Origin of the sequence: Acinetobacter bouvetii, from assembly GCF_902753875.1 — a bacterium.
GTDB classification, from domain to species: Bacteria; Pseudomonadota; Gammaproteobacteria; order Pseudomonadales; family Moraxellaceae; genus Acinetobacter; species Acinetobacter bouvetii_A.
On sequence record NZ_CADDTS010000022.1, the window covers coordinates 45510 to 58976 of the forward strand.

A 13467-nucleotide genomic window follows, 5' to 3' on the forward strand; every position below is an offset into this window, starting at 1 on the left:
ATAAATGAAAAAGACTTCTATTTAGAAGTCTTTTTCTGAGGTGCTTCAATCAGCTTTCCAATGCATCTTTTAAAGCATAGATCTGCTGTAAGGCTTCACGTGGTGACAGACTGTCTACATCCAGTGATCTTAATAGATTTAGCGCTGGAACATTGCGTTCGATTTCAACAACACGTTCAATGATTTCAATCGCAGGTTCATCAACCACACTAAACAGATCATTTTGTACCGCTTTATTGAGTTGCTGATGCTGCTGTTTTTCCAGAATTTTTAAACGGTTCTGGGCTTCTTTGATCACGCTGGCAGGAATACCGGCCAGTTTAGCCACCTGCAAGCCATGACTTTGACTGGCAGGGCCATGTTGAACTTTGTGCAAAAGAATCAGGTTGCCATTCAACTCTTTGGCAGTGACATGATAATTATCAATCCCGGATTCTTTGCCCAGTTCAGTGAGTTCAAAGTAGTGGGTAGCAAACAGGCATAGACATTTAATCCGTTTGCTCAGGTCAATTACACAAGCCCAAGCTAGGGATAAACCATCATAGGTACTGGTGCCACGTCCAACTTCATCCATCAACACCAGTGACTGATTGGTGGCATGATGCAAGATTTGTGAAGTTTCTGTCATTTCCACCATGAAGGTCGATTTACCAGTCGATAAATCATCTGCTGATCCGATACGGGTAAATACGCGGTCGATAGGGCCTAAGGTTGCAGATTTGGCAGGAACATAAGAACCGCAATAGGCCAATAAACTGATCAGTGCAGTCTGGCGCATAAAGGTCGATTTACCGCCCATATTCGGCCCGGTCACAATGGCCATACGGTGGTTAAAATCTAAAGTGGTGTCATTGGGGGTAAAAGCGGTTTTACTTAAGGCTTCGACCACAGGATGACGGCCCGCAACAATTTTCACCCCAATTTCAGGGCTGAATTCAGGACGTGACCAGTTGCGTAAGCGTGCCTGATGGGCAAAATTGGCCACCATGTCTATTTGTGCAATCGCGCTGCTCATCATCTGCAAATTGCCAATGTCTTGACGTAATTCGTCTAGCAGCATTTCAAACAGCATTTTTTCACGTGCCAGGGCACGGGATTCGCTCGATAACACCTTATCTTCAAAAGATTTGAGTTCTGGCGTGATATAACGTTCGGCATTTTTTAAGGTCTGACGACGGATATAATGATCCGGTGCCTGCTCAGCCTGAGCACGGGTCAGTTCAATATAGTAGCCACTGACACGGTTATAACCGATTTTCAGGGTGGAAATACCAGTGTTTTCGCGTTCCTGGATTTCAAGATCAATCAGGAACTGACCGGCATGATCACGAATCTTGCGCAGCTCATCAAGTTCGCTGTCAAAACCTTCTGCAATGACATTGCCATCACGCAGTAAGACAGGTGGATTTTCGACTATGGCTGACATCAGACGTTGATGCAGTCCATTAAAGTCGCCCAATTCATCATTCAATTGTTGAACAAGTACCGATTGTTTGGCTTGAGTAATCGGCTGAATTGCATGACGTAATAAGGGCAGTTGGGCACAGGCCTGACGCAGTTGTACTAAGTCACGAGGGCGTGCACTGCCGAGTGCTACGCGGCTCAGCACACGTTCAATATCACTGATCTCTTTAAGCACCAAACGGATAGGAGACTCATGATAGCCATTAATCATGGCGGCAATGGCATCCAGACGGGCATCCAGTATTTTGGTATCACGTAAGGGTTGCATCAGGGTGCGACTGAGCAAGCGCCCACCCATAGCTGTTTGACAGTCATTGATCAGCTGGAACAGGGATGTACCATGTTCAAACAGTGGTTCAACCAGTTCCAGATTGCGACGCGTAACCGGATCAAGAGCAATAAAGTCGCTGCTTTGTTCCAGTTGAATCGAGCGGATATGCGGTAAAGCAGTCTTCTGGGTTTCTTTGGCGTAATGAATCAGTGCTGCGGCTGATGCTTTAGCAAGTGGCAGGTGATCAATGCCAAAACCGGATAATGTTGAGACTGCAAACTGGTCACATAAGGTTTTTTGCGCATTATTTAGGTTGAAATCGACATTCGGGCGGCGGGTGACAGGGCAGTCGAGTTGTTTTTTAATTTGCTCGATAATATTCGGATCGACAATATTTTCATCTACCACAATTTCACTTGGCATTAAACGTGAAAGCTCAATTGCCAGTTGCTCTTGTTGGAACTCCTGTTGCTGTACCTTGAAAATACCAGCACTCAAATCCAGCAGCGCTATACCAATCTGCCCTTGCTGTAGGCAAAGTGCAACCAGATTGGAAGACTGATGGCTGGTGAGCAGTGCATCATCAGTCAGGGTGCCCGGAGTGATGATGCGCACTACACCACGCTCCATAGGTGCCTTACCGCGAGTGCCTGCGCTCTCGCCCTCACCCAGCTGTTCGCAGATGACCACGGTTTCGCCCTTTTTAACCAGACGGGCCAGATAACCTTCAGCAGCATGATAGGGAACGCCAGCCATTGGAATCGGTTCACCATTGGCCTTACCGCGATGGGTTAAGGTAATACCCAGCAATTTTGCCGCTTTATGTGCATCATCAAAAAACAGTTCGTAAAAGTCACCCATACGATAAAACATCAGCGAATGGGGATGTTGCATTTTGACGGTTAAATATTGCTGCATCATTGGCGTTAAAGTGGAAAAATCAGCCATGATTTCCGGGTAACTCATCGAGGTAAAATCCTTAAATATCTGAATACGTCTAGGTTTTAAAAAATTTGGCTGCTTCACCAATTTCAAATCTGTGAATGAATGGAGTTTATGTCATTTCAGGCTTTGGCTTTGCTGTTGTTCTGATTTTAAAGCCGCAAGGTCGATGCAAAAACTCAATTTCATTCGAATGAGTTATCTTAGCAAATTTGCATGAGTAGAGAAAAATGCTTTGCAAGAAATGCAGAAAAATTAGGAACAGATGCTTAGTTTTTTATCCGAGCTGGGATGCATCGACAATCTGAACACTAAATGAGATTGTCGATGGACACAGCTTGAATAGAGCATTGAATTAGGGGCGATATAAACCTAATTGCATCAAATGCAGTCTTAGAATTCGTCGTAGTTCTAAAACAGCTTCCGGTGTTTCTTGAATGGAATGTCCACCTTTGATGATCTTCTCTGAAACAGCGCCATTCAGATGGGCACTGCGATAAGGTACGACATCATCGGTAATCACATTCAAATCATCACTTTTCGTCACATTGCCCATAATCGAATGGAATTGTAGGCCCTTGCGTGGATTGATATCTTTGGTCAATTCAATAAATTTCGATTTGTGACTTAAATCGCTCGGTCCATTTTGAATCAAGCCGTTGTCAACTTGCTGCAGTAAGTCTTTAAAATCGAGATCCTGACTTTGTAGTGTATCGCCAATCGCAGAGAGAAAGGCTCCGGGAATACGAATGATTTTACGTGCGGCCTTAGTAAACCAGCGATCTGCATAATCTGTGCCTTTATGCGGAGCTGCCAGAAAAATGGCGCGACTAAAATTTGGAATATCTTTCATTACTAAGCGCTGTGAAATGATGGGTATTTTTTGATATTTATTGAGCTGGCGATTATTCATCATGGCCAAAGCTTTTTTAGTCACATCTGCATCACTGACCAGTAACCGGGCAATAATGCCCCCCATGCTATGTCCAACCAGAACTGCATCCTTTTTGGCCGGTGCTTTGGCATCGACTTGGGCAAATGCCTGAGTGAGCAGGGCATAAATCTGGAAGCGACTTTCAATAATCGGCATGTTGGTTGAATAAAATACTTGCCAGACCTGATAGTGTTCGCGTAGTACCGGATCTCCCATAATGTCATTGGTCAGCCGGATCCAGGCTTCCGGGCTACTGGCAAGACCATGTACCAGGACAATGATTTTTTTATTCGGGTTGTAGGGCTCGAGCATATATAAATGCGGCATGGTCAGATGATCATCACGATCAATCAGGGTCAAGTAAGCCGCCTTACCCAGATTGTTTTGTGCCAGCCATAAACCATAGGGTGTAGAAAAGTTTGCAGCCAGCGGGTAGGTTTTACCGGCCAAACTGACCTGTTCGTATTTATAAGGATCGAAGGCTTTAATTTCAAATTCGGAATTATTTAAAATGTCGCTGATATTACTGGCCGATTTAGGCTGCGCCGTCAGGGTGGCCGCTAAATAGCGCGCTTGGTGAATATTCGGATTGATGCCGTTTTTGTAGCTGAAATTCATCGGGTCAATAATGTATTTATGTTGACCTTCACCGATATCATCCTTCACTTGTGGCAACACCAAGACAAATTCTGAACCAAAACCATCACGACGGTTAATCGAACGTAAACCGGAGAAGTTTAGATTATAACTGGAGAGCAGTTGCTCAATTTTTTGTTGTTTGAGTTGAGGATAATCATCAAAGTTGATGCTATAAATACTTTTACCCACTTTAATCTGCGGTTCTACTGCAGTGGGCTTGTAACGCAAAGCATAAGCGGAAACCAGTTTGGCTAAGGACAAATTATAGAAGTCACGGATTTGAACCTGTCTGTTGTCAAAAATGCGGTCTTGCGGACCACGCTTGGTTTTAAACATATAGGCATAGCTATAGCGAATGCTTTTATCCAGCATATGCAGTTGCTGATCCAGACATTTTTCATAAGTTGCTTGTTGTAATTTCTGCTTTTCTTCAGATTTGGTGCTGGTCAAAATGCCAACTTTGCAATCAGATGATTTTTCAAATTCCAGTGCCTTGGATAAATAGATTTCACTTGCCGTCGATAGCAGTTGTTCATCCTGAATCTGGGGAATTTGTTGCAGTTCCTGAATACATTGATCTGGCTGATCCGAGCAGATTTTAGCTTCACGCCCGGTCATGGACAGCACATTTAAGCTGGCTTCACTTAATTTACTGCGGGTGAGGATGCTTTCACGTTCATTGGCAATCGTGACATTAATCGCCTGATTTTTGACACTGACAATTTGACATCCTGTCAGCAGATAACTACTCAATAGCGTAACAAATAAAACTTTATAGATATGTTTTGGCATAATCATCTGCAATATATTTTGTTTGAATTTTTCTTCATCATACGATAATTCATCCAATTTTCAATTCACCCAAATAAAAAATAGACCGTACTGGACGGCCTATTTTGAGTATGACAAAAAAAGAAGGTTTAAGGCGCTTTAGGTGGATTCAGCACTTGCCATACATTCCAGCGACCTTGCTTCTCAATTTCAGCAATTAAACGGTCAGCGACTTCAGCTTCTTGCGGATATTTGACTTTGTAATTTTTCAAAGTCTGAATCGCATTTTTCTTTTGTTCCATGGCAATGTAGTTATTTGCCGCAGAGAGATAAGCCTCTTGTACACCGGCTTTCATGGCTTTATCTAAATAAGGAATGGCTTCACGTTGACCACCACCTTCAGATAAACCAAAACCAAACCAGAAGTTGGCTTCAGCGTCTTCTTTGTTAATTTTTAAGATGCGCTGTGCATAAGTCAAAGATTTAGTGGTGTAGACTGAACCCAAGTCCAGATTACGTGCCATCACGCTGGCTTTAAATGCACGCACTAGAATATCAAATGATGCATTGTCTTTAGAGGCAAGAGTATCCAGCTGTTGAGTCAATTCTTTTAACTTGGCCTCAAACCCTTTACGTTCCTGACGCTCAGTAAAACGAGGCGGATAGTGACGTGCCTTACCTTCAACCAGTTGCAGGAAGTCATCAATTTCAGTGACATCAATTTCATTTTCACCGGCAGCTACAGCAAATTTTAAATTACGCTGGTTGCTGTTCACGGTTGGAATGATCAGTTTATTGACATCTAAAGTGACTTTTTGGGATGGATCACCTGGCAGTGTTGTTTGCATTTTAGTCACAGGCTGTGCTGCAGCTTGTTTTAAGGCAATTTCAAATGGAGGTGGAGCATCATAGTTAAAAGGATTCAGTGCATAAAACGGCGGTGTTAAATCAGGTTCGGTAAAGATAATCGGACTATTGTTTTTTTTATCTTGAGTGGGTGACATGCTACATGCTGATAATAAAGAAACCGCAATTAAGGTACATGCCAAAGGCTTAAGAGTCATATGGATCATCCATTCATTTAATTTTAAAATTGAAAAAAAATATGCATATTCATCCAGTCTAAGAAAACTTAGATGAACATGCAAGTAAGGGTGTGTTAAGTTTTAGACAAGCTCTCAGGCTTTCGATTGATTGCTCTGTGCTTCACATTCGCGGCGCACATCTTCAATGATTTTTAGCTCTTCAACACTAAAAGGCTGTTCATCATCCTGCTGTTTTTTAAACGTCGGATCGAGCAAAGATAAACGCTGACATAAGGTATTCATACGTTTTTCATTATGCTGAATTCGATCCAGCAACACTCGCATACCTTCTAAAATAGGGTCAGATTGATCTTGCGTTGCAGCATAAGGCTGGAAACCAATGCTTTCGGCATAATCACGGCGACGTGCTTCTTCGGCATCTTTCGGTTGGTCTTTGGTAATAAAGCGCGCAGGATTACCGACCGCGGTGGTATTTGGTGGCACTTCTTTGGTTACCACGGCATTGGAACCCACTTTGGCATTTTTACCCACGGTAAAAGGGCCCAAAATTTTGGCTCCAGCACCCACGACCACACCATCTTCAAGCGTTGGGTGGCGTTTACCTTTATTCCAGGTGGTACCGCCTAAAGTCACGCCGTGATACAGCGTAACATCATCACCAATTTCAGCGGTTTCACCAATCACCACACCCATACCATGATCGATAAAGAAACGGCGACCAATCTTTGCACCTGGATGAATTTCAATACCGGTCGCAAAACGGCTAAAAGAAGACAGCAGGCGGGCAGAGCCTTTACACTCTTTTTGCCAAAGTTCATGGGCAAGACGGTGCATAATCAGTGCATGTATGCCTGGATAAGTGGTGAGAACCTCTAAGGTGTTTCGTGCCGCAGGATCGCGCGCGAATACAGCTTGTATGTCTTCTTTGAGCTGTTTAAGCATGAGGTTGATCCTCTGATGAATCGGTTGTTTTGTCTGTAGATTTTTTCCATGTACCGTTATTTAATGCCTGTACACGGCTAAAGATGCCACGAAGTAAATGATATTCCATACGGTCTAATTGTATACGTCCAAATAAACGACGCAAGCGTAAAGGTAATAATCGTGGGTTTTTCGGATCCATAAATTCAATGTCAGCCAGCATTTTTTCAATATGCGGGTAGAACTGTTCCATTTGTTCATGGGTCACCAATGGTTCATCCCATTGCATGTCAATTTCATCGGTTACATGCATCGTTGCTTCGGGATCTTTCTTTTGTTCAGTCAATGCCATGGCAGCCATACGCATTTCATAGCAAATCACTTGAATGGCTTGCGCGACATTGAGTACGCCATAATCACTATTGACCGGAATGGTGACATGGTAATTGGCCATCGCCAGTTCTTCATTGGTCAGGCCACGGTCTTCACGACCAAAAATCACGGCAATTTCCTGCTGGTCATTCACCACAGCCTGAAGCGATTTTTCAGCTGCAGGACGGGCATCCAGTAGCGGCCAGGGAATAGTACGACTACGGGCACTGGTACCAAACACCAGATGGCAGTCTTTAATCGCTTCTTCCAAAGTAGGTACAATTTCAATCTGTTCAATTAAATCTACAGCACCGGCAGCGAGAGCATCAATATCCGGATGCGGATAAGTTTTAGGCGCAACCAGAACCAGTTTGGATAAGCCCATGGTTTTCATGGCACGCAAGGCACTGCCGATATTGGCCGGTAAGGTGGTATTGACCATGACAATACGCACATGGGAGAGATGTGCTGAAACCACAGCATTGTCAACTTGACTCATAATGTGTCCGATTCGAATTTAGCTATTTAAAAAATTAAGAATATTGATTGGCTTCAGCCTGATACAGATCCATCGCCTCATCCATGCTGACATTGTCAGGCGGAGGAGGAATATTTGCCGGTTTGGCCTGTTCATAACTGACGGCCTTGGCGGCTTTGGACTTGACATGATATTCAATGTGAATCACATCTTTACCAAAATAGTCACGTAATTTGGACAGCAGTTCATCCAGTGGGGCGACATTCCAGTTCAGACCCAGATTGATATCTGCAGAAGCATAAGGATAATCAATATGTAATTGCATCGGGATATGATTGCACATATCAACGTTACAGAACGGGGTAAGAATTTTGCGTAAATCCTGACTCAGTGCGGAATGGAGATGTTCAGCCTTCAGGCTAATCTGAATACTATTGGCACGCTTTTGACGGATTTCATTCAGGTTGAAAGCTTTGGTCAGGCGTCCCATCGGACGGTCAAAACCTTCACGTTCATAAATTTCACCTTCAATCACCACCACTTTTTCATTCTGGATGATGTCTTTGAAGCGCTGGAAACGTTCATGATTAGCGGAAACTTCAATCCGTGCAGTACCGTCATCCAGTGTCACCATCATGCGGTTCGGGAAGTTGGCCACATCTACCACCAGACCGGCAAAGACGGTGGTTACACCGCGGCGTGTTGGTGTTAATTCATTAATACGCTGTGAAATAAATGCTTTCAGCTCTGGGCGATAAACATCAATCGGGTGACCGGTAAGGTACAGGCCGAGGGTATCTTTTTCACCTTTTAAACGGACTTCATCGGACCATGGCTTAACCGGTTTAGCCGGTTTACGCTGCACTTCTTCGACTTCGCCGAACAAGTCCATAATCCCTGTTTCACGGTTGTGCCGTGCCTGTTCCGCTGCCTGAACGGCTTCCGGAAGCTGTGCCATCAGGCTGGAGCGTTCAATGCCCAAACAATCCAGAGCACCTGCACGAATCAAGGCTTCAAGGGTACGTTTGTTGATTTTTTTCAAGTCCACGCGGTGGCAGAAATCGAATAAATCGCGGTAAGGACCTTCCTGAATACGGGAGTCAATCACTGACTGCATTGCCGCTTCACCAACGCCTTTAATTGCGCCTAAGCCATAGACAATGGTTTTCGGATCGCTGGCGTGGAAGTTGTACAGCGACATATTCACAGACGGTGGCAGAACTTCCAGACCGTTGCTGCGGCAGTCATCAATGATGAAAACCACGTTGTCGGTGTTCTGCATTTCCGAAGTCATGACGGCAGACATGAACTCGGCAGGATAATGGGCTTTCAGCCAAGCCGTTTGATAGGCAACCAGGGCATAGGCAGCCGCGTGTGATTTGTTGAAACCGTAGCCCGCAAATTTTTCCATATAGTCGAAGATATGGTTGGCGGTATCGGTATCAATGTCTTTTTTTGCAGCACCTTCAATGAAGATCTGGCGGTGTTTCACCATTTCTTCAACTTTCTTTTTACCCATGGCACGACGCAGTAAATCCGCGCCGCCCAAGGTATATCCAGCACAGAACTGCGCGGCCTGCATCACCTGTTCCTGATACACCATAATGCCGTAAGTCGGTTCCAGTACTTTTTCCAGCAATGGATGCAGGTATTCAAATTCACCGCCGTGCATACGGAAAATGAAGTCAGGAATCAGATCCATTGGACCCGGACGGTACAAGGATACGAAGGCAATAATTTCTTCAAATTTGCTTGGACGCGCATCCTTGAGCATTTTTTTCATGCCGACGGATTCAAACTGGAATACCGCAGTGGTATTTGCAGTGGCAAAGATGGCGTAGGCGTCCGGATCATCCAGCGGAATATAGGAAATGTCGACAGGTTCGGTGATATCTGGGCGCGCGTTAATATGCTTAATCGCATCTTCAATAACAGTTAAGTTACGCAGGCCCAAGAAGTCGAATTTCACCAAACCTGCAGATTCAACATCGTCTTTATCGAATTGTGCAACACGGCTGGTGCCGTCAGCTTCACACATGACAGCGGAATAGTCAGTCAGCTTGGTTGGCGCAATCACTACACCGCCGGCGTGTTTACCGGTGTTTCGGGTAATGCCTTCAAGTTTCAGTGCCATTTCCCAGATTTCAGAAGCATCGTCATAGTCTGGGTTAGACGGATTGGTGACGATATCTTTAAGCTGCGGTTCGGCTTCAATCGATTCTTCCAGACTCAAACCTAAGGGTTTAGTTGGAATCATTTTTGAAATACGGTCAGCCAAACCATAGGATTTACCTAAAACACGTGCCACGTCACGAATAGCCCCTTTGGCTGCCATGGTACCAAAGGTCGCAATCTGTGAAACCGCATCACGTCCATAGGTACGCGCCACATAGTCAATGACGCGGTCACGGCCGGCAATACAGAAATCGACGTCAAAGTCGGGCATGGAGACACGTTCCGGGTTCAAGAAACGTTCGAATAGCAGGTCGTAGCGCAGCGGATCTAGATCGGTAATTTTTAAGCTGTAGGCGACCAGCGATCCGGCACCTGAACCACGGCCCGGACCAACTGGCACGCCATTGCCTTTGGACCATTGAATGAAGTCCATTACGATCAGGAAGTAGCCCGGGAACTGCATGGTGAGAATAATATTAATCTCAAATTTCAGACGTTCATCATAAGGCTTGCGGATTTCAGGCCAGTCCTCACCGCGCTTTGCAGGCGGGTAGAGGAAGTCTAAGCGCTCTTCCAGACCTTCCTCACACAGATGAGCAAAATAGGTATCAATGGTATGGCCTTCCGGAATCGGATAATCCGGCAAGTCATGGAAGCCCAGACGAAATGAAACGTTGCAGCGCTGTGCGATGTAATAAGTGTTTTCAATAGCACTTGGAATGTCGGAGAACAGCTCCGTCATTTCTGCAGCAGTTTTAAAGTATTGTTCCGGACTGTAGTTTTTAGGACGTCGATTGTCTCCTAAGACATAGCCATCGGCAATACAAACCCGCGCTTCATGAGCTTCAAAATCATCCTGTTTGACGAAATGCACATCATTATGTGCTACCACACCAATATTGTATTTTTTTGCCAGTTTAACGGCTTCTTGAATGAAGTCTTCTTCACCGGGACGATTGGTACGTGTCAGTGCAAAATAGACCCGGTTGCCGAATTTTTCGACCCATTCCTGCAACAGCGGCTCAGCTTTTTGCGGGTTAGAGGTCAGCAGCATTTTCCCGACATCACTGTGCTGTCCCAGCAAAACGATTAAATCTTCATGCTGATTTAAAATCCATTCTTTATTGACACAGGGAATGTCCAGCTGCTGGCCGCTGATATAGCCTTCAGACACCAGCTCGGTCAGGCTGCGCCAGCCTTTTTTGGTCATGGCCAGCAAGGTGACTTTATGCTCGGCATCATTTAAGCGTAAGGTCGAGCCAAAGATCGGTTTGATACCTTTGTCCAAGGTTTTTTTATAGAATTTTACTGCAGCATGCAGGTTGGACAGGTCGGTAATGGCCAAAGCAGGCATTTTATCTGCAGCTGCAGCTTTTACAAGATCCGGTATGCGTACAATAGATTCTGTGACCGAAAATTCTGTAAAAATACCAAGATGTACAAAGTGCATAAATGAGTCCCTGCAAAAACCACTGGATAGTTTAGCATGCTCTAGGAAAAGTCATGGATTAATATTTAACTAATTCAAGTTCAAAACGCAGTTTTTATTGGATGCATTTTGCGATTAGCGTTATAGCAGCGGCTTGGGAGATTTTAAATTATTGAATATGGATTGGAAATGAACCATTGCTTCATACTTAATTCTGGATACTAAAAAACCCTCCTGGAGAGGGTTTTATCATGGAGGTATTTGAATCTAAAAAATTAACGCAGTTTAGACAGCCAGTCACCCAAGCTTTGTACCAGCTGTACTAAAATCAGCAGCACAATCACGGTTAAGATCACCACGCTGGTGTCAAAACGCTGATAGCCGTAAGAAATTGCTAGATCACCAATACCGCCCGCACCGACTGCACCGGCCATAGCCGTTGCGCCAATCAGGCTGATGGTGGCTGTGGTCAAGTTTAAAATCAAGGAACCGCGGGATTCCGGCAGCACAAATTTGAAAATTATTTGCCAAGGTGAGGCACCCATCGCTTGTGCAGATTCAATAATCCCTTCATTCACTTCAAGCAAAGAAGTTTCAACCAAGCGGCCAATGTATGGGCCTACATAAATGGTAAGAGGAACAATGGCAGCCCATGTACCAATCGAAGTGCCTACAAGCATTTTTGTTAAGGGAATGACCGCAATCAACAGAATGATAAAGGGCAGGGAACGTAGCGCATTCACAATCGGGTTCAAGCCGTGATAAATCACACGGTTGGGCAAAATACCGGCAGGACGGCTGACGAATAAAATAATCGCCTGAATAAAGCCCCAGATGCAGCCGAACAGCATGGCAAAAAACACCATGTGAAAGGTTTCCTGCAGCGCTGTCACAAATTGATCAATCGAAAGGGAGCTTTTCCAATACGGCGCAGTGACTTCAGTGAGCCATTGAACAATTAAATCTCTCATGCGCTCACTCCAGACTGTTCAACTTTGACCCCATGCTGTTCAAAAAACTGAATCGTTTGCTGAACAAGAGCAGGATCACCCAGAAGTTGAATAAACATTTGTCCAATCACGGTGCCGTTAATTTCAGTCATATTGGCAAACAGGATATTCAAGCTGATATCAAACTGTTTAATCGCTGCCTGAACCACAGTTTCCTGAGCCGAAGTGCCAAGGAACTGTAGGCTATAAATACTGTTATGGTTTTGATTTTCAAGATTTTGCAAAATGTTGACTGGCAACTGCTGTTGCAACACGGTTTGAATGAAATTCTTGGTGGTTGAGTGTACAGGCTGGCTGAACAGATCAATGGTTGAGCCGGTTTCAATGACTTTGCCCTGTTCCATCACCGCGACATAATCACACACAGATTCAATCACATCCATTTCATGGGTCACCATGACAATGGTAATGCCTTGCTCTTGGTTAATTTTTTTTAGCAAAGCCAAAACAGATTTGGTGGTTTGTGGGTCAAGCGCCGAAGTGGCTTCATCGCAGAGTAGAATTTTAGGATGGTTGGCCAGGGCACGGGCAATACCGACACGCTGTTTCTGTCCACCGGACAATTCATCTGGAAAGGCATCTTTTTTGTGTTTTAAATCAATAAACTCAAGTAATTCATTTAAACGCTTTTCACGTTCTGCTTTACCCCAGCCGAGCAATTTCATCGGCATTTCTATATTTGCTGCAACCGTTTTGGTCTGCAGCAAATTAAAATGCTGGAAAATCATGCCAATGTTTGCACGTTCTTGACGTAATGAACGAGCATCTAATGCGGTAAAGTCTTTTTGATTAATAATGACCTGACCTTCATTTGGTCGTTCGAGCAAATTAATCAAGCGGATTAAGGTACTTTTACCCGCACCACTATAGCCAATAATGCCAAAAATACTGCCAGCTGGAATCTGTAAATTGATTTGATCCAGGGCGCGAATGGTTTGACCTTTCAGCTGATAGTGTTTTGAAATGTTTTTAAATTCAATCATATTGTCAAAAACTATACATAAAAAGAAAAACA

General features: G+C 44.4%; 8 protein-coding genes. All 8 read right to left on the bottom strand.

Features of this window, described 5'->3' with window-relative positions; translation table 11 throughout:
* Positions 1–49: 49 nt before the first annotated feature.
* Positions 50–2701, bottom strand: coding sequence for a DNA mismatch repair protein MutS (gene mutS / locus FB6_RS05310; RefSeq protein ID WP_174559003.1), 2652 nt, complete (start codon positions 2699–2701; stop codon positions 50–52).
* A 331-nt stretch (positions 2702–3032) separates the two neighbouring features.
* Positions 3033–5042, bottom strand: a complete 2010-nt coding sequence (locus FB6_RS05315) for an esterase/lipase family protein (protein WP_174559004.1) — start codon at positions 5040–5042, stop codon at positions 3033–3035.
* A 128-nt stretch (positions 5043–5170) separates the two neighbouring features.
* The gene (locus FB6_RS05320) at positions 5171–6085 is read right to left on the bottom strand and encodes an ABUW_2363 family tetratricopeptide repeat lipoprotein (RefSeq protein ID WP_174559005.1); all 915 of its coding nucleotides are present in this window, start codon (positions 6083–6085) and stop codon (positions 5171–5173) included.
* A gap of 114 nt (positions 6086–6199) precedes the next feature.
* The gene (gene cysE, locus FB6_RS05325) at positions 6200–7009 is read right to left on the bottom strand and encodes a serine O-acetyltransferase (protein ID WP_174559006.1); all 810 of its coding nucleotides are present in this window, start codon (positions 7007–7009) and stop codon (positions 6200–6202) included.
* Positions 7002–7859, bottom strand: a complete 858-nt coding sequence (locus tag FB6_RS05330; RefSeq protein WP_174559007.1) for an RNA methyltransferase — start codon at positions 7857–7859, stop codon at positions 7002–7004. The genes cysE and FB6_RS05330 overlap by 8 nt, the downstream gene beginning before the upstream one ends.
* Before the next feature lie 34 nt (positions 7860–7893).
* Positions 7894–11463: a DNA polymerase III subunit alpha gene (gene dnaE / locus FB6_RS05335; RefSeq protein WP_174559008.1), complete on the bottom strand. Its 3570-nt coding sequence runs from the start codon at positions 11461–11463 to the stop codon at positions 7894–7896.
* Between the two features lie 254 nt (positions 11464–11717).
* A complete protein-coding gene (locus tag FB6_RS05340) occupies positions 11718–12413 on the bottom strand; it encodes a methionine ABC transporter permease (RefSeq protein WP_174559009.1) in 696 nt (231 codons plus the stop codon).
* Positions 12410–13435, bottom strand: a complete 1026-nt coding sequence (locus FB6_RS05345; protein ID WP_174559010.1) for a methionine ABC transporter ATP-binding protein — start codon at positions 13433–13435, stop codon at positions 12410–12412. The genes FB6_RS05340 and FB6_RS05345 overlap by 4 nt, the downstream gene beginning before the upstream one ends.
* Positions 13436–13467 lie beyond the last annotated feature (32 nt).